The sequence below is a fragment of the Enterobacter wuhouensis genome, assembly GCF_004331265.1.
GTDB lineage: Bacteria > Pseudomonadota > Gammaproteobacteria > Enterobacterales > Enterobacteriaceae > Enterobacter > Enterobacter wuhouensis.
Genome location: NZ_SJOO01000004.1, coordinates 223,163 through 244,485 on the forward strand (window position 1 = coordinate 223,163; position 21,323 = coordinate 244,485).

Genomic DNA, 21,323 nt, shown 5'->3' on the forward strand with positions numbered 1-21,323 from the left:
AGCAACACTTGATAACAGACGCTTCCGCCATACTAAAAACATATGACAGCATTTTACTCGGCCAATTTTTTTTCAATATCGTGCAGCAATCGGTGCAGCATTGCCGTGTCGCGTTGCTCGAGTCGCCCCAAACGCTGCTGCAGCCAGTCCACCATCTTTCGATCGTCAGCGACGCCCAGCTGCGCCAGCAGATTTTCCACGCGCGCACGAAGCGCGGCCAGCTGGTTTTCATCGGTACCCGTAATAGCGGGCTGTGGAATTTGCATTAAGGATGCTAATTGATAGCAATACACCATGACCGCCTGGCCTAAATTCAGCGACGGGTAATCCGCCACCATTGGCGCGCCGGTGAGAACGTCTGCCAGCTCCAGCTCTTCGTTGGTCAGCCCGGAATCTTCACGACCAAACACCAGGGCGGCGTTCTCCAGCCACTGGCTTTTTTCTTCCAGCATCGGCACCAGTTCTGCGGGCGTGGCGTAGTAATGGAACTTCGCCCGGCTGCGCGCCGTGGTCGCAACGGTAAACGAAACGTCATGCAGCGCGTCAGCAAGAGTGCTGTAAGTCGTTATATTATCAAGAATATCTCCCGAACCGTGTGCCACCCAACGGGCCGCGGGCTCCAGATGCGCAGTGCTGTCCACGATACGCAAATCGGTAAAACCCATGGTCTTCATGGCACGCGCCGCCGCGCCTATATTTTCAGCTCTTGCTGGCGCTACCAGCACAATCGACAGATGCATTTATGCTCTCTTTTTAATCAGTTAGCGGATAAAAACGTGATGCGCTTCAACATATTACGCAGCACGAATTTACAAAATTGCAACACAAATCACCGAAATAGCGTTTCATAACAAATTAAAGACGCTAAACTATTTTGTGGCTGAACAATCAGTTAGAATGTTAACAGAAGCCTATTATCCCTATGTTTTACAATGATAATGGCCGTGTGAATACTCTTTGATAATTGGATTCGTATTGTTTATCAATCAATGTCCGCAACTAGTTGGTTTATTGAAAAATTGTGACAAAGGCTAGCATTCGGCTACGATGATTTCATCAAACTGTTAACGTGCTACAATTGAACTTGATATATGTCAACGAAGCGTAGTTTTATTGGGTGTCCGGTGTCACTTAGCCTGTTATGTTGCTGTTAAAATGGTTAGGATGACAGCCGTTTTTGACACTGTCGGGTCCAAAGGGAAAGTACCCACGACCAAGCTAATGATGTTGTTGACGTTGATGGAAAGTGCATCAAGAACGCAATTACGTACTTTAGTCACGTTAGGCCGGTCATGTTAATTTGCGACATGCATCAGGCAGGTCAGGGACTTTTGTACTTCCTGTTTCGATTTAGTTGGCAATTTAGGTAGCAAACATGCAGACCCCGCACATTCTTATCGTTGAAGACGAGTTGGTAACACGCAACACGTTAAAGAGCATTTTCGAAGCAGAAGGCTACGATGTCTTTGAAGCGACCGATGGCGCAGAGATGCATCAGATCCTTTCTGAAAATGATATCAACCTGGTCATTATGGATATCAACCTGCCGGGCAAAAACGGCCTTCTTCTGGCGCGCGAGCTGCGTGAACAGGCGAACGTGGCGTTGATGTTCCTGACGGGCCGTGACAATGAAGTTGATAAAATTCTTGGTCTGGAAATCGGTGCGGATGATTACATCACCAAGCCGTTTAATCCTCGCGAGTTAACCATTCGTGCACGCAACCTGCTGTCCCGTACCATGAATCTGGGTACGATCAGCGAAGAGCGCCGTAGCGTAGACAGCTACAAGTTCAACGGTTGGGAACTTGATATCAATAGCCGTTCGCTGATTAGCCCGAACGGTGAGCAGTATAAACTGCCGCGCAGTGAATTCCGCGCGATGCTGCACTTCTGCGAAAACCCGGGCAAAATTCAGTCCCGTGCAGAGCTGCTGAAGAAAATGACCGGTCGCGAGCTTAAGCCTCATGACCGTACCGTAGACGTGACTATCCGTCGTATTCGTAAGCACTTCGAATCTACGCCTGATACACCGGAAATCATCGCCACAATTCACGGCGAAGGCTATCGTTTCTGCGGTGACCTGCAGGAGTAATCCCGCAGTCTACGCATTAAAAAACGGCGCATTTGCGCCGTTTTTTTTATTTCCAGATCCGCATCGTATCGTCATCTGGTGCTGCGGGTGGCTCAGGTCGCTTCGGCTGAGAGAGCGAGTACCAGTCGAAATGACGGGTCAGGTACATGACGGCGAACAGCGCCAGCGCGAGAACCGCTGACCCCAACAGCAGCGCGCTGTCCTCCGAGCGCAGCAGGAACCACATCACCACGTCCAGCCCCAGCAAGGCCAGCACAAACATCCCGCTGCGCTTCCAGCTTTTCAGCACGGCCTGCAGGTACATTCCGTTCATCGCTGCGCCCACCAGGCTTGCAACAACCCAGGCTGGCGTAAACCCGACGTGTTCAGACAGCGCCAGCAGCACCAGATAGAACAGGACCAGCGACAGCCCCACCAGCAGATACTGCATCGGGTGAAGGCGTAATCCGGTTAAGGTTTCGAAGACAAAGAAGGCCATAAACGTCAGCGCAATCAGCAAAATGGCGTACTTGATCGCACGGTCAGTCAGCTGATACTGATCGGCGGGCGTGGCGACCGTGACGCTAAAGGCCGGGAGTGCCTCCCACTCCGGCGACTCCTTGTCGTAGAACCAGCTCTCAAGGTTATTCGCGAACCAGCTGCTCTGCCAGTTTGCCTGGAAACCAGACTCGCCTATCTGATGCTTAACAGGGAGATAATCGCCCATAAAGCCCGGATGCGGCCAGTTGCTGTTAAGCGTCATTTCGCTATTACGCCCTACCGGTACCACCGCAAAACTGCCCGTTCCCGCCAGATTGAGAGACATCTCAAGCGCAAACGTTTTGGCTTCCAGCGCTTTGTCGGTCAGCGGGATGTGGATCCCAGCAAGCGCCCCGTAGACGCCTGAACCGGGTTCCACGCTTAGCGTCTCACCATTGATTTTAGAGATACTGACCGTGCCAATACCCCGCGCGTCGCCAACGCCCGTCACGATAAACGGCTGCCCCGCCGTTATCGTTTCCCCTTTCAGCTGCTTCAGCTCGTCGGTATTAAACTGCGCTTTTATCTTAAGATCAGTGTTCCAGATTTGCCCGTCGTAGATGCCAATACTGCGGGACTCCACGCGCTGGTTCCCTTCCACAACCAGAGATTCCGGCAGAATGAAATGCATATAGCTTTTCTTGTATTCGACCTTCTTTTCGTCCTCTATCTTGTAAAAGATCTCCGTCACGGGAATGGCAATCAGCGGGCCGACCAGCTTTTGCGGTCCGCTGGTGCTCTGGCGAAGCGTATTTTCGACATCGTTACGATAGCTTTCACGCTCTGATATGAGGTTACTGACCATAAACAGCGGGACTAACAGCAGCAGGATGCACCCCAGCAGGGTGCTTACTTTCCAGAACAGGGGGGATTTCATCATTACGTCTCCTTTGTGATGAGGAGAGCGTAACCAGGCTGTGTGGGGTGAGTTTGAAGTTATGTGAAGTGACGGTGAAGTGTCAGCGTGGCCATCACGCCGCCTTCATCACGATTACGCAATATGATCTCTCCCTGATGCAGACGCGCCACCTCCTGAACAAACGCCAGCCCGAGTCCGCTGCTCTTCAATCCGTTCTCGCGCGGCAGGGAATAAAAGCGTTCAAAAATACGCTCCAGCGCGTAATCCGGGATCCCGCTTCCGCTGTCGGTGACGATGAGCTGTATCTTCCCCTGCTCTTCCCGGGCCGCCAGTTCAATGGTGCCACCCTGCGGCGTAAAGTCGATAGCGTTATCCAGCAAATTACCGAGCGCCTGTTCGAGCAGGTCAGGATCGCCTTCAACATGAAGCGAAGCGGGCTGGAGGGTCAGCCCAATCTCTTTTGCCGCCAGCAGCGCCGAGCGCGCCTCGGCAAGCCGCGTAAACAGCAGATCGACGCCCACAGCCTGAGGCGTAATCTCGACCCGATTTTCAAGCCGCGCCTGGGTGAGCAATTTTTCAACCAGCGACTGCATGCGCGCGTTTTGCACCAGAATATTATCGATAAACCGCGAGGCTACCTGCGGCGGCGGCTGCTCGGCGAGAATTTCCGCCGCGCCGCGTATGGCGGCGATGGGGCTTTTCAGCTCGTGGGTCAGCGCATGGACATAGTGTTCAATGTAGTTTTTCCCTTCCAGGCGAATGCGCATATTCTCCAGCGCCTGGGCCAGCTTGTGCAGTTCGCTGCTGCCAGGATTAGGCAGCGGGAGAGGCGTATCCGTGGTCACCGAGTCGGCATAGCGCGATAACGTCGCGATAGATCGGTTGATCCACCAGGCCACAACGAGGCCAATCAGCAGGGCAATGCCGAGCAGCGCTCCGCCTGCCCACAGGATCCTTCGCTCGCTGCGATGGATAACCGGTGCCATCGCGCTGTTAGGTTTCCCAACAGACAGCACGCCGATAGTCTTGCCCTGCTCCACAACCGGCGCGGCAACATACATCACCGTGCTCTCCGGATCGTCGGGATGGCTCTGGGTACTGCGCGCGCCGTATTCGCCGCGAAGCGTCAGCCAGACATCGTTCCAGCGCGAGTAATCTTGCCCCACGGCCAGACCGGCGGAATCAAACACCACTCTGCCCTGCGCATCGGTCATGTAGACGTGATACTCGTTACGCACTTTATGAATGCCGCCGATATTGGCGCGGAAAGGGCGCTGATGAAGCCGTGAAAAGGCCTGCGCCAGTTTGCCCTGCTGCGCATTGCCCGAAAGGAGATCCTCACGCCCGACTTCGGCGAGTAAGGTCGCGGTATCGATTAACGTGCCCTCGGTTGCCCTGCGCACGCCGGGCTTTACTTCCTGAACAAAGATCGACAGAACAAACCACGCGGCAACGGCCACGATCAGGAAGTATCCCAGCAATAGCCGCATCCCAATGCGCATCAGTAAAGGCCCAGACTGTAGCCCATGCCGCGATGGGTGCTGATGGGCGACAGTTCCTCGTTCACCGCCCGCAGCTTGGCGCGCAGGGTTTTGATGTGGGTGTCCACGGTGCGATCGAAACTTTCGCCGTTTTCCCCCCACACCTTGTCCATGAGCTGCTGACGAGAAAAGACCCGCCCTGGCGCCTGTAACAAGGTTTTGAGCAGCAAGAATTCGTAGCGGGTCAGGGGCAACGCTTCACCGTACCAGCTTATACGCGCGGCAGGCTCGTTCAGTTCAAACTGCCCGATACGCAACGTCTCTGCTGGCGCGGCGGATTTTTGCATGCGCCGTAAAATCGTCCTTACCCGGGCGCAGACTTCACGAGGGGAGAAAGGTTTCGCAACGTAGTCATCAGCGCCCATTTCAAGGCCGAGGAGTTTATCCACTTCATCACTGCGCGCCGTCAGAAACAGTACGGGCAGTGAGGGATGCTGCGCCAGCAGCTGGCGGCAAAGCTCAAAGCCGCTGATGTCCGGCAGCCCGACGTCCAGAATGGCGAGCGCCGGAACCTGCCGCCGCGCCGCCTCCAGCACCGGTAAACCGCGCTCAAACGCCTTTACCGCAAATCCTTCCTGCTGAAGCATGTAGATCAGCGTATCGGCGATGCTGGTTTCGTCTTCAACCAGCCAGACCACAGGTTGTTGCATGGTTCATCCCTGAATTAATGCCAAGGCATAATCGGCACAGCACTGATGGCGTTTTTCGGCGAGCCTTCCACCACTTTGTCAGAATAGGCAAGGTAAGCCAGGGTGTTGCGTTTGGCATCATAGAAACGCACCACCTGCAGCTTTTTAAACACCAGCGAGGTCCGTTTCTGGAATACCACGTCGCCCTGCGCTTTGCCGTTTTTGATTTTATCGCTCAACTCAACCGGCCCCACCTGCTGACAGGAAATCGCCGCATCGGAAGTGTCTTCCGCCAGTCCCAGTCCGCCTTTGATACCGCCCGTTTTCGCGCGGCTTACGTAGCAGGTGACGTTTTTCACATCCGGATCGTCGAAGGCTTCCACCACGATTTTGTGGTCAGGGCCGAACATTTTAAACACGGTATCGACGGAGCCAATCTGTTCCGCCTGCGCTGCGCGCCCTACCATCAACATCAACGCGGTGAAGATCAAAGTCTTGTATTTCATATTGTTACCATTCTTTAAAATTACACTGAGCGATTATTCAACACTTTAGACAAAAATGTAGCAAGATCACAGGATTAGAATATATTGGCCGATAATGTGCTCCAAAAAGCATTAATGCGCAAAAAAAACACTGAATGCTAAAACATCAAAAAGTGCTATTATCCGCTAACCTGTTATCAGGCACCTGCTGTTTTAAGGATGAGGATAGTATATGGATCAGGCTGGAATTATTCGCGACCTGCTAACCTGGCTGGAAGGTCATCTCGACCAGCCTTTGTCACTGGATAATGTGGCGGCTAAAGCAGGCTATTCCAAGTGGCATCTGCAAAGGATGTTCAAAGATGTTACCGGTCATGCTATCGGTGCCTATATTCGCGCACGCCGTTTATCAAAATCTGCCGTGGCCCTGCGCCTGACCGCGCGCCCGATTCTGGATATTGCCCTGCAGTACCGCTTCGATTCGCAGCAAACCTTCACGCGCGCCTTTAAAAAACAGTTCTCGTTGACGCCAGCGCTCTATCGCCGCTCGCCAGACTGGAGCTCCTTTGGCATGCGCCCGCCGCTGCGTCTGGGCGAGTTCGCCATGCCGAAATACGAAATGGTCACCCTGCCGGAAACCCATCTGATCGGCACAACCCAGAGCTACTCCTGCTCACTGGAGCAGATTTCTGAGTTCCGTCATCAGATGCGCGTCCAGTTCTGGCGCGATTTCCTGAGCCATGCTCCGGCGATCCCGCCGATCCTTTATGGCCTGAACGAAACGCGCCCTAGCCATGAAAAAGACGACGAGCAGGAGGTGTTTTATACCACCGCGCTCACGCCAGAGATGGCGAACGGCTACATTCAGGGTTCTAAACCGGTTGTGCTGGAAGGCGGCGAGTACGTGATGTTCTCGTATGAAGGGCTGGGAACGGGCGTTCAGGACTTTATCCTGACCGTTTACGGGACCTGCATGCCAATGCTGAATCTGAATCGCCGTAAAGGTCAGGATATTGAGCGCTACTACCCGGCAAGCAATGTCAAACCGGAAGAAGGCCCAATCGATTTGCGTATGGAATTCTTGATTCCGGTACGTCGTTAACGCTGCAGTTCGTCAAGCGCAGGGGCATCGAGATGCGAAATGTCCCCTGCCATCTCCACCACCCATCCCGACGCCAGCCACGCGCTTTCCTGATAATCAATCCGGGAAATCGAGCAGTTGCGCAGGCGCAAGCGGCGTTCAGCGTAAGCCGGTAGTCCCAGGATAGTGCTTACCAGGCAGCCCAGCGCGATTCCGTGGCTCACCAGCAGCGGGCGACTCCCAGCCGGCAGCTTCAGGCATTCCGCCAGTGCGGCATGCATACGCACGCTCAGCTCCTGCATGGATTCGCCTTCAGGAATACGGCCATCTTCGGTGCCGTTCACCAGCGTGCGGCGCCAGCCCTCTTCCGTTTCCGTTAGCGTGTCGATATGGCGCTTTTCCAGCACGCCCATATCCAGCTCGCGCAGGCGCGGCTCAAGCATGACGTCGCAGCCGCAGGCATCTGCGATAATGCGCGCCGTCTGCTGCGTGCGACCTAAATCGCTGGTGATAACGTGCGTAATGCCCAGCGTTCTGGCGCGTTCTGCCACCTGCCACGCTTGCTGCACGCCCTTTTCAGTAAGGGGACTGTCTGACTGGCCTTGAATACGTCGCTCGGCGTTCCACTGCGTTTCACCGTGGCGAACAAGGTATACCTGTAACATGCTTTTTTTCCGTTATACTGCGATGAGTTTTTTTGAATCGAGCTTAATTATGCACCATGTTGTCTCTGCTACCACTAATCCTGCCAAAATTCAGGCAATTCTAAGGGCATTTGAAGAGATCTTCGGCGAAGGATCCTGCCATATTGACGCCGTCGGCGTCGAGAGTGGCGTACCTGAACAGCCGTTCGGAAGCGAGGAAACGCGCGCTGGCGCACGGAATCGCGTGGCAAATGCAAAAGCCGCGGCCCCGAACGCTGACTTCTGGGTGGCTATTGAAGCGGGCATCGACGAAGGGGCCACCTTTAGCTGGGTGGTGATCGAAAGCCGTGAGCAGCGGGGTGAGGCTCGCTCGGCGACCCTGCCGCTGCCGGAGATCATTCTGGACAAAGTGCGCGAAGGTGAAGCGCTGGGGCCGGTGATGTCGCAGTACACCGGCATTGACGAGATTGGCCGCAAAGAAGGGGCAATCGGCGTCTTTACCGCGGGCGCTCTGACGCGCTCAAGCGTGTATCACCAGGCGGTGATCCTGGCGTTAAGCCCGTTCCATAACGCGATTTATCGTTGAGCCATCGTCATCCGGCGTTTTTCAACAATACCGCTTCCAGCCACTGGCGCAGCTCAACCGGCGCAGACTTCAGGCTGTTCGATCCGCGGGTGATGGTCGCGATGCCCGCGCCGAGCTCGTTTTTCAGCTCGCGCTGGCTCATCTCGCCGCGCAACAATTCTTCAATAATCCGCACGCGCGTGCCCAGCGCTTCGCGCTCGTCGGGCGTCAGCATCAGCTGCAAAAGCGGCAAATGCAGATCCTTATCGTATGACTGGCGGAGCAACTCCACAAAACGAAGCCACTCCTGATTGCGTTGTTCGGCCATCGCCGAGGAATACGGGGAATGCTGGGTCATGTTATGCTGCCTCTTGTACTCATTAGCGAGTACAGCATAACACAACCCACCGCGATCAGTAACGCTTCTGCCACTCGGCATCGCTCATCAGCGTATCTTTCTCTCCCATGAAGTAACGATAGTACGCATCATATGCCAGCACGTTCTTCACATATCCACGCGTTTCCGAGAACGGAATGCTCTCAACAAACGCTACGGCATCAATACGTCCGGCGCTGTTACCAAGCCAGGTACGCACGCGTCCGGGGCCAGCGTTATACGCCGCCGAGGAGAAGATGCGGTTATTGCCGAACTGCTGATAAACGTACTGCAGGTAGCTGGTGCCGATGTTGATGTTGGTTTCCGGATCTAACAGCTGTGACGGACTGCTGTAGCCCGGGATGTTAAACATCTTCACCGTGTGCGTCGCCGTTCCCGGCATGATTTGCATCAGGCCGCTGGCTCCCACCGGGGATCGCACCTTCGGGTTCCAGGCGCTCTCCTGGCGGGCAATCGCCATCGCATAGCTTTTTGGAATGTCCTTCCCGCTGGTGTAACGATCGAACAGATCTTTGTACGCCAGCGGGAAGCGCTCTTCGAGATGATCCCAGAGCTTGCCTGAGATCGTCGCCTGCACGCTCAGATCCCACCAGTGATTATCAAACGCATAGCGCGCCAGCTGAGCCTTCTCGTTCGTCGTGCGGCTGGTCACCAGGTTCGCCCACTCGCTGCGCGCGGTGTTATCCATATTCCAGTACATCAGCTCGCGCACGCGCGCCATTTCCGGCCCCTGCGTCAGCGCAGGATCGGCGTTGGCGGGCGCTTTGTCGATGCGGAAGGTGTACTCCTCGCCCAGACGCTGCGCCGCCACCATCGGGTAGAATCCGCGCTGCTGCATCAGAGAATGGAGGATATCTTTCGCTTCATCGTCACGCCCGCGCTCCAGCAGCAGATCGGCCTGCCAGTAGCGCCATTCGTCTTTCTCTTTGGCATCCATCGGCAGACGCGCAAGCCAGGTATTCAGTCCGCGACGATCGCCGGTGCCCAGCGCCATCCGCACGCGACGCTCCACGATTGAGGTAGAGTTTGAACGCATAATCGCGTCGTCACGCCAGCGGGCCTGCTCGTCGGTAACGTCCGTGCCCATCAATCGCCACGCTACCGTATCGCGCAGCTCCTGAGTTTGCTCTTCGTTAAGCTGCTGCGCCTGCACCAGCTGAGGGATCATCAGCCGCGCGTTTTCGACATCGTCACGCGCCACGCTGGTAAAGGCGACCGCCGCCATCTGGCGGGTAAAATCGGTAGCCCCCGTTGAACGGGCAAACGTCAGGACTGAATTAGGATCGTTAGCCAGACCGATAACCGCCGTAGAAATGGTCTGGTAATCCGGCGGCATCTGCCCCGCGAGCGCGGTAACCAAACGGGTATTTCCGGCCTTCATCGCCAGGCGAATACGCTCAAGATAGGCCAGCGGGTCCTGTTTGCCGGACGCGCGCCATGCGCCGAACAGCGAGTCACAGGCGTTAGGCTGACTTTTGCCCGTCAGCCACAGATCTTTCGCGCCCGCCCAGGCTTCGTCCTGCTGTCCGGTTGCCCATTTGGCGTAGTAGTAATTGCACTGCGCTTCCGTGGTGCCCGGCTTTTCCGGACTAAACGCCAGCAGCCCGCGCCAGTCTTCACGACGCGCCAGCTCGTTCACAAAGCGAGACTTCAGGTTGCGCGCGGGCGGCAGGGTCGGGTTCGCCTGAATAAAGTTATTCACGGTGACCGTCGGCTGGTTCATCAGATCGTCGGTGATCTGGCGATACTCCAGATACGGATACAGCGGATAGTCCTTCAGCGTCGGCATCAGCGCCTGCACGGTGTCCATCTGCTTATTGTCCCACGCCTGTTTGATTTGGGCGTAGCGGTTACGTTGTTCATCCAGTGAATCGGCATGCACCGCCTGGCTTACCGCCATTACGCATACGCTGGCAGCCAGCAGACGCCAGACCACCCGTTTGGCTTTTTCCACAAGCTCTTCCTCATTGTTTTTCGTTAGTTGCGGCGTCTTGCCACGTCAAAGTCGTATCAACTTATGCTAACCAGGCATCCTGCAACGCGCCACGTTATGGACACTTTTTTACCTTTCCTGCGCGTTTTAACACTCCCGACGTTCCTGGCTGGGATTAGGGCGTGAAAAAGGCTACACTTCGAGGCTGAATTCCACACTCATCATGATAAAAGAGGCGAAGTCCAACGTGGCTCAATTCGTTTATACCATGCATCGTGTCGGCAAAGTGGTTCCGCCGAAACGTCATATTCTTAAAAATATCTCGCTGAGCTTCTTCCCGGGCGCAAAAATCGGTGTTCTGGGTCTCAACGGTGCCGGTAAGTCCACCCTGCTGCGCATCATGGCCGGCATCGATACAGACATCGAAGGTGAAGCCCGCCCGCAGCCCGGCATCAAGATTGGTTACCTGCCGCAGGAACCTCAGCTGAACCCGGAGCACACCGTTCGCGAATCCGTTGAAGAAGCGGTTGCCGAAGTGGTTAACGCGCTGAAAGGTCTGGATGAAGTGTACGCGAAGTACGCCGAACCGGATGCGGACTTCGACAAGCTGGCCGCGCAGCAGGGCAAATTTGAAGAGATCATCCAGGCGCACGACGGTCACAACCTGAACGTGCAGCTGGAGCGCGCAGCGGATGCCCTGCGCCTGCCGGACTGGGATGCCAAAGTTGAGAAGCTCTCCGGGGGTGAACGCCGCCGCGTGGCGCTGTGCCGCCTGCTGCTGGAAAAACCAGACATGCTGCTGCTCGACGAACCAACCAACCACCTGGATGCTGAGTCTGTCGCCTGGCTGGAACGCTTCCTGCACGACTTCGAAGGCACCGTTGTGGCGATTACCCACGACCGTTACTTCCTTGATAACGTTGCGGGCTGGATCCTGGAGCTGGACCGCGGCGAAGGTATTCCGTGGGAAGGCAACTACTCCTCCTGGCTGGAGCAGAAAGATCAGCGTCTGGCGCAGGAAGCGTCTCAGGAAGCGGCGCGCCGCAAGTCTATTGAGAAAGAGCTGGAGTGGGTTCGTCAGGGCGCTAAAGGCCGTCAGTCTAAGGGCAAAGCCCGTCTGGCGCGCTTCGAAGAGCTGAACAACACCGAATACCAGAAACGTAACGAAACCAACGAACTGTTTATTCCGCCTGGAGCACGTCTGGGGGATAAAGTGGTTGAAGTCAGCAACCTGCGCAAGTCTTACGGCGACCGCCTGCTGATCGACGACCTGAGCTTCTCCGTACCGAAAGGGGCTATTGTTGGGATCATCGGTCCGAACGGCGCGGGTAAATCGACCCTGTTCCGCATGATGTCCGGTCAGGAACAGCCTGACAGCGGCTCTATCACCCTGGGTGAAACCGTGAAGCTGGCCTCCGTTGACCAGTTCCGTGACGCGATGGACAACAGCAAAACCGTGTGGGAAGAAGTCTCCGGCGGTCTGGATATCATGCGTATCGGCAACACCGAGATGCCAAGCCGCGCCTACGTTGGCCGCTTTAACTTCAAAGGCACCGACCAGGGAAAACGCGTGGGCGAGCTGTCCGGCGGCGAGCGCGGTCGTCTGCACCTGGCGAAGCTGCTGCAGGTTGGCGGTAACGTTCTGCTGCTCGATGAACCAACCAACGACCTGGATATCGAAACCCTGCGCGCGCTGGAAAACGCCCTGCTGGAGTTCCCGGGCTGCGCGATGGTTATCTCGCACGACCGCTGGTTCCTGGACCGTATCGCGACCCACATCCTGGACTACCAGGACGAAGGTAAAGTGGAGTTCTTCGAAGGTAACTTTACCGAATACGAAGAGTACAAGAAACGCACGCTGGGCGCCGACGCGCTGGAGCCGAAGCGTATTAAGTACAAGCGTATTTCGAAATAAAAGCAAAACGGCAACTTCGGTTGCCGTTTTTTATGTTTGTACCCTCTCCCCGTGGGAGAGGGCCAGGGTGAGGGCATCAGGCCGCACACAATCACCCACCCACGTAATACCGCTTCACCTCATCAAACTGCATCGCAAACTCGATATAGCTCATCAGCGCAGGTGAATTCAGCTTGCGGCTTGGGTACGCCAGCCACAGGTCGTTGCCTTCGACGTTCCATTCCGGCAGCACCTGAACCAGCGCCCCCTTTTCGATCTTATCTTCCACCAGGAACGCGGGCAGCAGCGTGATCCCCGCGCCGGCAATCGCACATTCGCGGGCGTATACCAGATTATCGGTCATGTGGGCGTTATCCGGCAGGTAGCGATAATCCTCGCTTTCGCTTCGCAGAAGCCACTCCGACCACGCCCGGTGCGTAATGCAGCGGTGCTCCACCAGCTGACGGGGATGGACTAACGGCTCCCGGCGAGCCAGATAGTCCGGCGAGGCCAGCATGTAGCGCGGGCAGTGCCCGATCATGCGGCCAATCAGGGAGGAGTCCTGCGGCTTGCCGGTTCGCAGCGCCACGTCAAAGCCGGACTCGACAAGATCCACCACGTCGTCAGAGATCGACACATCCAGCGACACGTCGGGATAGCGAAGCTGGAACTCGGCGTTCAGATGCGCCAGCAGCGTTGCGCCAATCCCCGCCGGACAAGTGATCCGCAGCCGCCCGCTGGGATTTTCGCGCAGGCGCTGGATGGCGTACTCCGCCCGCTCGCTGGCCGCCAGCATCTCGCGGCAGTGCACCAGATAGTGCTCGCCCGCAAACGTCAGGCTGATCCTGCGCGTGGTGCGGTTCAGCAGGCGAATGCCCACCTGCTGCTCCAGCTGGCTAATCCGCTGGCTGACGCTGGATTTAGGCAGCTCCGCCTTCTGCGCCGCCGCGGTAAAGCTCCCCATCTCGGCCACCAGCGCGAACAGCGCCATATCCTGAAGCTGTTTAAACATGATTGTTCATCCTGTACGAACGCTGCGTTCTTGATTGTCCATCTTATCACGCAGCTGTCCACTTTATAGACTAGCCTCAACAAAACGCATTCCATTGAGGAGCACACCATGTCTGTTAAAGCCATTGCCGTTAACCCAGCGAACCCCGCCGCTTTCATTGAGATCGATTTACCGATGCCGCAGCCCGGCGAGCACGATCTGCTGGTCGAGGTCAAAGCCGTTTCCATAAATCCTGTCGATACCAAAGTCCATGCAGGTATCTCTAAAAATGGCCTGAAAGATCCGCGCATTCTCGGGTGGGATGCCAGCGGGATCGTCAAAGCCGTTGGGGCTGGCGTCACCGGGTTCAAACCCGGCGACGAAGTCTGGTACGCGGGCGATATCACCCGCTCGGGCAGTAACGCCACGCATCAGCTGATCGATGCGCGCATTGTCGGGCATAAGCCTGCAAGCCTCGGCTGGGCCGCTGCCGCTGCACTGCCCTTAACCGCCCTCACCGCGTGGGAAGGCCTGTTTGAACGGCTGAACATTCAGGATGCCGGAGCGGACAAAACGTTGCTGATCGTTGGCGGCGCGGGCGGCGTCGGATCGCTGGCGATCCCGTTTGCGAAGCACAACAGTAAGGTCACGGTGATCGCTACCGCCTCGCGGGAAGATTCCGCCCAGTGGTGTCGCGATCGCGGTGCGGACCGCGTCGTCAACTACCGCGACCTGAAAGGCGAGCTCTCGAAACAGGGGCTGACCTTTGTGGATTATATTTTCATCCTCAACGATACCGACGGGCACTGGGATGCGGTCAGCGAACTGATTGCGCCGCAGGGGCATATCTGCTCTATCGTCGAGAATGAACATCCGCTGAATCAGGACAAGCTGAAGTCTAAATCCGCCGCCCTGCACTGGGAATTTATGTATACCCGCAGCATGTACCAGACGGCGGATATGGCGCGCCAGGGGGAGATCCTCAGTGAGGTGGCCAAGCTGGTGGATAACGGCGTAGTGGAAAGCTCGCTCAGCGAAACGCTGCACGGGCTGAGCGTGGAAAGCATTACCGAGGCGCACCGCAAGGTGCTGGAGGGGCATATGCGGGGGAAAGTGGTGGTTGAGTATTGAGTGGCTTGTTCCCCTCACCCCGGCCCTCTCCCCTGTGGGGAGAGGGTTAGGGTGAGGGGTAAGTTTTTTACCCCTGCTCCCCCATCATCTCCTTCACCAGCTCGACGCAGCGCAGGAAGCGGGAGTCGTAGTCAGACTCCTCCACGTGGACAAACTCAACGTTGTTCTCGTTCAGCATCTCCACCAGCATGGACTGAAACTCTTTTCTGTTGACGGAGCTGCCGAGGCTGCGCATGCCGTCGGCCACCCACGGCGTGTTGTTTTCCAGCAGGATCACCAGGTCAAAGCGGTACTCGTCAATCAGCGCCTGCACGAACGGGTGCTCTCGCCCTTCATACTTCTTGCAGAACGCCTGGGTGGTGACGAAATCGGTGTCGATGAACGCCACCTTGTTGGCATACTTCACTGCAAAATCAATGTACTGCGCATGGCCGAGCGCGATTTTATCGTAATCAGAATACTGTAGCGCCATCTCGTCGCCGCCCAGGTGGGATAAGACGTAATCGCGCCCGTACTCCCACGCGCTGGTAGTGTTGAAGATATTCGCCAGCTTGTTGACCAGCGTCGATTTTCCGCTCGATTCGCCGCCCAGAATGGCCACCGTGCGCACAAAGAACGGCTTCACTTCGGTCGGAATGTAATCCCAGTAGCGGGACGGGTTTTCGCGGATCTGCGCCCCGCTGATGTTCATGAAGGTGCGCTTCGGATCGATCAGCACCGTCTCGATGCCCAGATGCTCGCGGAACTGCGGCGCGTCGGACTCTTCAGAGGTGTAGATCCAGTTCGGGGCAATGCCCTTCTCTTCCATAAACGCCTTCACGCCGTTGCTCCACACGTCCCAGCCGTGCGGATACGGCTCCATGCCCTCTTCGTTGAAGGCATGAATGCGAATGTTTTTCTGGTACTTAAAGGTCTGAAGCAGCCAGCGCAGGCGATCCGGCACCGTCGGCTGCTGCGACATGGCGCTGTCCTCGAACAGCTGACGGTCACGCGTTTCGTCGTAGCCCATGATGATGTGCAGTTCGTCAACCTGGCTACAGGCGCGCTGGATCAGATAGATATGCCCGGTATGCAGCGGGTAAAACTTGCCGAACACCACGCCGATGTTCTTTTGCATACGCGGGAATTCCAGCCCCAGAAAGCGGTGCAGCGCTTCGAGCTTCTGCGCGCTGGGGCTTTTGATTTTGGCGTTCAGCAGCTGGCTTAAGTAGCCTTTGGTCATGCCGCTGGCATCCGCCACCTGCTGCAGCGTGCAGCCCTTCTGGCGGATTGCGGTCTTGAGATAGTCAAATGATGACATAAATTACGGTGCCTCCTGCAAAATCAAATTTACGTAATTATAAGTCGTCAAAGACATTTAACGCATCCGCGAGTTTTTTCACGCCGAAGACCTTCATCCCTTCCGGGATTTTTTTCGGCACGTTGGCGGCTGGGACAATGGCACGACGGAAGCCGTGTTTCGCCGCCTCGGAGATACGCTCCTGGCCGCTCGGTACCGGACGGATCTCCCCGGCCAGCCCTACTTCGCCAAAGACCACCAGATCCTGCGGCAGCGGCCTGTCGCGCAGGCTGGAGACCATCGCCAGCAGCAGCGCCAGGTCTGCGCTGGTTTCCGAGACTTTCACGCCGCCGACCACGTTGACGAAGACGTCCTGATCCGCCATCTGCAGGCCGCCGTGACGGTGCAGCACCGCCAGCAGGATCGCCAGACGGTTCTGCTCCAGACCGACCGCCACGCGCCGCGGGTTGCCCATCATCGACACGTCCACCAGCGCCTGAATTTCGACCAGCAGCGGGCGCGTCCCTTCCCACAGCACCATCACCGAGCTGCCGGAGGTAACTTCATCACCACGGCTCAGGAAGATGGCCGACGGGTTGCTGACTTCCCGCAGCCCCTGCTCGGTCATGGCAAACACGCCCAGTTCGTTCACCGCGCCAAAGCGGTTCTTGTGGCTGCGCAGGGTACGGAAGCGGGAGTCGGCATCACCGTCGAGCATCACGGAGCAGTCGATACAGTGTTCAAGCACCTTCGGCCCGGCAAGCGAGCCGTCTTTGGTCACGTGGCCCACCATCACGATCGCCACACCGCGCGTTTTGGCAAAGCGCGTGAGGTAGGCAGCGGTTTCGCGCACCTGCGCCACGCTGCCCGGCGAGGACTGAATGTCCGCCATGTGCATCACCTGAATGGAGTCGATCACCATCAGCTTCGGCTGCTCTTCTTCGGCAATCATGCAGATCTGCTCGATGCTGGTTTCAGAGAGCATGTTCAGGTTGCCGGTCGGCAGGCCCAGGCGGTGCGCGCGCATCGCCACCTGCTGCAGCGACTCTTCGCCCGTGACGTACAGGGTTTTCATCTGTTCGGCGAGCTTGCACAGCGTTTGCAGCAGCAGGGTCGATTTACCCGCGCCCGGGTTACCGCCGATCAGAATGGCGCTGCCCGGCACCACGCCGCCGCCGAGCACGCGGTCGAACTCTTTGAAGCCGGTGGAGAAGCGCGGCAGCTCTTCCAGGCTGATGTCCGAGAGCTTTTGCACTTTCGACACGCCGGCGTTGCCCGCGTAGCCGCTCAGGCGCTCGTTACGGGCCACGCTCGGCGAAGCCGCCACACCACGCACTTCGGTGATGGTGTTCCAGGCATGACAGGCGCTGCATTGCCCCTGCCAGCGCGGATAATCCGCACCACATTCATTACAGACAAATGCGCGTTTTGGAGCTTTCGCCACGGTTTACCTCGTTATTTCTGTGCGGCCTGCGCGCCGGGTGGCGCTAACGCTTACCCGGCCTACAAAGCCGACCGTTATTTCTGATTAATGCTGCCGGAGAGAATGCAGAACACCCCCATCAGGTCAGCGTGACGGATAGTCACTTCCGTCTTTTCATTTACTTTTGGCTTGGCGTGATAAGCAATGCCAAGACCAGCAACCTTGATCATCGGCAGATCGTTGGCACCGTCGCCGATGGCCACGGTCTGCGCCGCCGGAATGTCATATTTTCCCGCCAGGCGCGTCAGGGTATTGGCCTTGTACTGCGCGTCGACGATGTCACCGATCACCTGCCCGGTCAGCTTGCCGTCCATAATCTCCAGCTCGTTTGCCACTACGGTGGTCAGACGCAGCTTGTCGCGCAGGTAGTCGGCAAAGAAGGTGAACCCGCCGGAGGCAATCGCCACTTTCCAGCCGAGCGTCTCCAGCTTCAGCACCAGCTGCGTCAGCCCCGGCATCAGCGGCAGCTCGTCGCGCACCTGGCGCAGAATGTTCGCGTCGGCCCCCTTCAGGGTTGCCACGCGCTGCCTCAGGCTGGCGGTGAAGTCCAGCTCGCCGCGCATCGCACGCTCGGTGACTTCCGCCACCAGCTCGCCGCTGCCCGCCAGTTTGGCGATTTCGTCGATGCACTCGATCTGGATGGCGGTAGAATCCATGTCCATCACCAGCAGGCCCGGCGTTTTCAGGTGCGGAATTTTACCGAGCGGCGCAACGTCCAGCCCGGCATCGTGCGCCAGTCGCGTCGCGCGCTGGGTCAGGGAACCGGCCAGGCGAATGACCTGATAATCTTCCACGCACCAGGCCGCCACAATGACCATCGCCGCACCCAGTTTAGTTTGGTATTGGGTGAGACGCTGCTTGTCCAGACCGCGTCCGTACAGCAGCCAGCCGCTACGGCCAGCGTGGTAATCCAGAGGCATCACCTCATCGCCACTTAATGAGAGCGGCAATCCTGGCCATAAAGAGACATCCGTTGGCAGGTCGCACCAGGTAATGTTCGGCATTGAAGCTCCTGTAAATTCGTTCGCGCCGGAAGGTTCCAGAGGGAAAATAACGCATGAGGCTACCCTGTAACCATCACTTCTGGCAACATTAAGCCGTAAATTTTCAGCAGGTGGAATATGGCTCGCGCAAAACTGAAATTCCGGCTACATCGCGCCGTGATTGTCCTTTCCTGTCTCGCACTATTGGTCGCGCTGATGCAAGGGGCATCCTGGTTTAGCCAGAACCATCAACGGCAACGAAACCCGCAGTTTGAAGAGCTGGCCCGCACGCTGGCGCGCCAGGTGACGCTCAACGTCGCGCCGTCCATGCGTAACGAAACGCCCGATGACAAGCGCATAGGCCAGGTCTTACGCCTGTTAACGGAGAACAGCCGCATTCTGGACGCGGGCGTCTACGACGAAAAAGGCGATCTGATTGCCCGCGCGGGCGAGCACGTTGACGTGCGCGACAGGCTGGCGCTGGACGGCAAAAAAGCCGGGGGCTATTTCAACCAGCAAATTGTCGAACCTATTCAGGGAAAGAATGGTCCACTGGGCTATCTGCGCCTGACGCTCGACACCCACACCCTGCCGACCGAAGCCAAACAGGTGGATAACACCACCAATATTCTGCGCCTGATGCTGCTGCTCTCGCTGGCGATTGGCGTCGTGCTGGCGCGTACCCTGCTCCAGGGCAAGCGCACCCGCTGGCAGCAGTCGCCGTTCCTGCTCACCGCCAGCAGGTCGGTTCCCGAAGACGAAGAGAGCGAGAAGAAAGAATAGTGATAAAGTAGGCGAACGATTCGGAAAAGGAACTCTGCCATGACGACGTTACGCCTGCTTATCTCTGACTCTTACGATCCCTGGTTCAATCTCGCGGTGGAAGAGTGTATCTTCCGCCAGATGCCCGCCACCCAGCGCGTTTTGTTTCTCTGGCGTAACGCCGATACGGTGGTGATTGGCCGCGCGCAAAATCCGTGGAAAGAGTGCAACACGCGGCGCATGGAAGAGGACAACGTCCGCCTTGCGCGCCGCAGCAGCGGCGGCGGCGCGGTATTCCACGACCTCGGCAATACCTGCTTCACCTTTATGGCGGGCAAACCGGAGTACGACAAAACTATCTCAACATCCATCGTCCTCAACGCGCTGAATTCGCTCGGCGTGACGGCGGAGGCGTCCGGGCGTAACGACCTGGTGGTGAAAACCCCCGAGGGCGACCGGAAGGTCTCCGGCTCCGCCTACCGCGAAACGATGGATCGCGGCTTCCACCACGGCACCCTGCTGCTGAACGCCGACCTGAGCCGTCTGGCGAACTACCTCAACCCGGACAAGAAAAAGCTGCAGGCCAAGGGGATTACCTCCGTGCGCGGGCGCGTGGCGAATCTGGTGGAGCTGCTGCCGGGAATTACCCACGAGCAGATTTGCGATGCGATCCGTGACGCATTCTTCGAACATTACAGCGAGCGCGTCGACGCGGAAGTCATCTCCCCGGATAACACTCCGGACCTGCCCAACTTCGCGGAAACCTTCGCCCGCCAGAGCAGCTGGGAGTGGAACTTCGGCCAGGCGCCTGCGTTTTCCCATCTGCTGGATGAGCGTTTTACATGGGGCGGCGTGGAGCTGCACTTTGACGTCGAGAAAGGCCATATCACCCGCACGCAGGTGTTTACGGACAGTCTGAACCCGGCGCCGCTGGAGGCGCTGGCGGCACGTTTGCAGGGCTGCCTGTATCGGGCGGATATGCTGCAGCAGGAATGCGATGCGCTGATCGGCGATTTCCCCGAGCAGGAAAAGGAGCTGCGGGAATTATCACAGTGGATAATAACTGCGGTTCAGTAATACCTGATATCCCACTAAAGCCTGCGAAACGGCTTTAGTGGGGTAAATATATTCAGTAAATTTAATTTACATTTAATAACAGCCATACTATTAACTTTATCATTCCATTATTTATTTAGCTCTTCTGAAAACACGCTGCAAATAATCTAAATAGACGTATTCATCACCCGAAACGAAAATACAGACTCGCAAGATAATACTAATTATCCCTTCCGCGATTACTTCACATTTTCGTTAAGGATTAACGATGAAAAAGTTATTAGTTGCAACAACCGTTGCTATGGCACTTTCTGCAACCGCGCACGCTGCAGATTCTACCGCACAGTTAAAAGTTCAGGGTGTCCTGACTAACGACGCCTGTACCCCATCCATGAGCGGTGGTGTTACCATTGATTTTGGTACCTATTTTGTTGATACGCTGTCTTCGACAGCGACAAACCAGCTAGGCCACAAAGACACCACGCTGTCCATTACATGTTCCTCCCCCACCAAGGTGTCATGGACTATTGAAGATAACGTAGGGGGTGCCGCCAACATTGATATCCTCAGTGCTGGCTTCAGCGGCGGCAACGTTTACAGTGGCTCCGAGACTAACCATTTTGGCGTAGGTAAAACCGCAGGGGGGGTCAATATCGGTGCCTATGCCGTTTCGATCAACAAAAATGCGTCAACCGCCGATGGCACTACACAAAAGGTCATTGACTCAATCAATACTAATACCGATGCCGTAGAAGGATGGACGAAGTTCTTTGAGGCCACAGTATATGATTATGCCGAAACTGATGAGCAGTACTCTCTTTCTCTGGCCAACCCTACGCAGCCTATCGCTTTTACCAACGCCGTCTTCCCGCTGCGCATCGCGCTCGCAGTAGAAAAAACATCCACCCTGGCGATTACTGACGATACCCCAATCGCCGGTCAGGCAACCATTACGCTTCACTACCTGTAATCCCTTTCGTGCCCCTGATATTGGCGCGA

21 protein-coding genes are annotated in these 21,323 nt (G+C 56.8%); 8 read left to right on the forward strand and 13 right to left on the reverse strand.

The features are described 5' to 3' along the window. Window positions 1-53: 53 nt before the first annotated feature. Complete coding sequence (locus E0L20_RS11100) at window positions 54-740, reverse strand: tRNA/rRNA methyltransferase (RefSeq protein ID WP_131634016.1); 687 nt, start codon at window positions 738-740, stop codon at window positions 54-56. 399 nt (window positions 741-1,139) lie between these two features. Continuing rightward, the gene (gene yjjY, locus E0L20_RS11105) at window positions 1,140-1,280 is read right to left on the reverse strand and encodes a YjjY family protein (protein ID WP_001541509.1); all 141 of its coding nucleotides are present in this window, start codon (window positions 1,278-1,280) and stop codon (window positions 1,140-1,142) included. 95 nt (window positions 1,281-1,375) lie between these two features. On the opposite strand from yjjY, the gene arcA reads away from it, so the two are divergent. After that, window positions 1,376-2,092 (forward strand): two-component system response regulator ArcA, encoded by a 717-nt coding sequence (arcA, locus tag E0L20_RS11110; protein ID WP_039078271.1) that lies wholly within the window; start codon window positions 1,376-1,378, stop codon window positions 2,090-2,092. Between the two features lie 46 nt (window positions 2,093-2,138). Here arcA and creD read toward each other — a convergent pair whose 3' ends face one another. The 4 genes from creD to creA are packed head-to-tail and all read right to left on the reverse strand — an operon-like array spanning window position 2,139 to window position 6,146. After that, window positions 2,139-3,491, reverse strand: a complete 1,353-nt coding sequence (creD, locus tag E0L20_RS11115) for a cell envelope integrity protein CreD (protein WP_131634017.1) — start codon at window positions 3,489-3,491, stop codon at window positions 2,139-2,141. Between the two features lie 56 nt (window positions 3,492-3,547). Next, on the reverse strand, window positions 3,548-4,972 hold the full coding sequence (gene creC, locus E0L20_RS11120) for a two-component system sensor histidine kinase CreC (RefSeq protein WP_131634018.1): 1,425 nt from the start codon (window positions 4,970-4,972) through the stop codon (window positions 3,548-3,550). Continuing rightward, on the reverse strand, window positions 4,972-5,661 hold the full coding sequence (gene creB / locus E0L20_RS11125; RefSeq protein WP_131634019.1) for a two-component system response regulator CreB: 690 nt from the start codon (window positions 5,659-5,661) through the stop codon (window positions 4,972-4,974). The genes creC and creB overlap by 1 nt, the downstream gene beginning before the upstream one ends. 14 nt (window positions 5,662-5,675) lie before the next feature. After that, window positions 5,676-6,146 carry a protein CreA gene (gene creA, locus E0L20_RS11130; RefSeq protein ID WP_032642647.1) on the reverse strand — a complete coding sequence of 157 codons (471 nt, stop codon included), beginning with the start codon at window positions 6,144-6,146 and terminating at the stop codon, window positions 5,676-5,678. A 211-nt stretch (window positions 6,147-6,357) separates the two neighbouring features. Here creA and robA point away from each other — a divergent pair, with 211 nt between their 5' ends. Continuing rightward, window positions 6,358-7,227 carry an MDR efflux pump AcrAB transcriptional activator RobA gene (robA, locus tag E0L20_RS11135; protein WP_131634020.1) on the forward strand — a complete coding sequence of 290 codons (870 nt, stop codon included), beginning with the start codon at window positions 6,358-6,360 and terminating at the stop codon, window positions 7,225-7,227. On the opposite strand, the gene gpmB is transcribed toward robA, so the two are convergent. Next, window positions 7,224-7,871, reverse strand: a complete 648-nt coding sequence (gene gpmB / locus E0L20_RS11140; protein ID WP_008502057.1) for a 2,3-diphosphoglycerate-dependent phosphoglycerate mutase GpmB — start codon at window positions 7,869-7,871, stop codon at window positions 7,224-7,226. The two genes, robA and gpmB, sit on opposite strands and share 4 nt — an antisense overlap. Window positions 7,872-7,920: 49 nt before the next feature. Here gpmB and yjjX point away from each other — a divergent pair, with 49 nt between their 5' ends. Further along, on the forward strand, window positions 7,921-8,436 hold the full coding sequence (yjjX, locus tag E0L20_RS11145) for an inosine/xanthosine triphosphatase (protein WP_131634021.1): 516 nt from the start codon (window positions 7,921-7,923) through the stop codon (window positions 8,434-8,436). Window positions 8,437-8,443: 7 nt separating this feature from the next. Here the strand turns inward: yjjX and trpR are convergent, their stop codons facing one another. Further along, a complete protein-coding gene (gene trpR / locus E0L20_RS11150; RefSeq protein WP_119935618.1) occupies window positions 8,444-8,773 on the reverse strand; it encodes a trp operon repressor in 330 nt (109 codons plus the stop codon). Between the two features lie 55 nt (window positions 8,774-8,828). Continuing rightward, window positions 8,829-10,766: a murein transglycosylase gene (gene sltY, locus E0L20_RS11155; protein WP_131634022.1), complete on the reverse strand. Its 1,938-nt coding sequence runs from the start codon at window positions 10,764-10,766 to the stop codon at window positions 8,829-8,831. A 226-nt stretch (window positions 10,767-10,992) separates the two neighbouring features. Here sltY and ettA point away from each other — a divergent pair, with 226 nt between their 5' ends. Then, window positions 10,993-12,660 (forward strand): energy-dependent translational throttle protein EttA, encoded by a 1,668-nt coding sequence (ettA, locus tag E0L20_RS11160; RefSeq protein ID WP_131634023.1) that lies wholly within the window; start codon window positions 10,993-10,995, stop codon window positions 12,658-12,660. A 91-nt stretch (window positions 12,661-12,751) separates the two neighbouring features. On the opposite strand, the gene E0L20_RS11165 is transcribed toward ettA, so the two are convergent. After that, complete coding sequence (locus E0L20_RS11165) at window positions 12,752-13,651, reverse strand: LysR family transcriptional regulator (RefSeq protein ID WP_131634024.1); 900 nt, start codon at window positions 13,649-13,651, stop codon at window positions 12,752-12,754. Window positions 13,652-13,759: 108 nt separating this feature from the next. On the opposite strand from E0L20_RS11165, the gene E0L20_RS11170 reads away from it, so the two are divergent. Further along, window positions 13,760-14,761 (forward strand): zinc-binding alcohol dehydrogenase family protein, encoded by a 1,002-nt coding sequence (locus tag E0L20_RS11170; RefSeq protein WP_131634025.1) that lies wholly within the window; start codon window positions 13,760-13,762, stop codon window positions 14,759-14,761. A gap of 67 nt (window positions 14,762-14,828) precedes the next feature. Here E0L20_RS11170 and nadR read toward each other — a convergent pair whose 3' ends face one another. The 3 genes from nadR to serB form a co-directional block, all read right to left on the reverse strand. After that, window positions 14,829-16,061 carry a multifunctional transcriptional regulator/nicotinamide-nucleotide adenylyltransferase/ribosylnicotinamide kinase NadR gene (nadR, locus tag E0L20_RS11175; RefSeq protein ID WP_131634026.1) on the reverse strand — a complete coding sequence of 411 codons (1,233 nt, stop codon included), beginning with the start codon at window positions 16,059-16,061 and terminating at the stop codon, window positions 14,829-14,831. A gap of 37 nt (window positions 16,062-16,098) precedes the next feature. Next, on the reverse strand, window positions 16,099-17,484 hold the full coding sequence (gene radA / locus E0L20_RS11180; RefSeq protein WP_119935623.1) for a DNA repair protein RadA: 1,386 nt from the start codon (window positions 17,482-17,484) through the stop codon (window positions 16,099-16,101). A gap of 74 nt (window positions 17,485-17,558) precedes the next feature. Further along, window positions 17,559-18,527 carry a phosphoserine phosphatase gene (gene serB, locus E0L20_RS11185; protein WP_131634027.1) on the reverse strand — a complete coding sequence of 323 codons (969 nt, stop codon included), beginning with the start codon at window positions 18,525-18,527 and terminating at the stop codon, window positions 17,559-17,561. Window positions 18,528-18,644: 117 nt separating this feature from the next. Between serB and E0L20_RS11190 the strand changes: the two genes are divergently transcribed. From E0L20_RS11190 to E0L20_RS11200, 3 genes are all read left to right on the forward strand, one after another. Further along, window positions 18,645-19,289 (forward strand): YtjB family periplasmic protein, encoded by a 645-nt coding sequence (locus E0L20_RS11190; RefSeq protein WP_131634028.1) that lies wholly within the window; start codon window positions 18,645-18,647, stop codon window positions 19,287-19,289. Between the two features lie 39 nt (window positions 19,290-19,328). Further along, entirely contained in the window at window positions 19,329-20,345 is a 1,017-nt protein-coding gene (gene lplA, locus E0L20_RS11195) for a lipoate--protein ligase (protein ID WP_131634029.1), read from the forward strand. Between the two features lie 247 nt (window positions 20,346-20,592). Further along, window positions 20,593-21,294: a DUF1120 domain-containing protein gene (locus E0L20_RS11200; RefSeq protein WP_131634030.1), complete on the forward strand. Its 702-nt coding sequence runs from the start codon at window positions 20,593-20,595 to the stop codon at window positions 21,292-21,294. Window positions 21,295-21,323 lie beyond the last annotated feature (29 nt).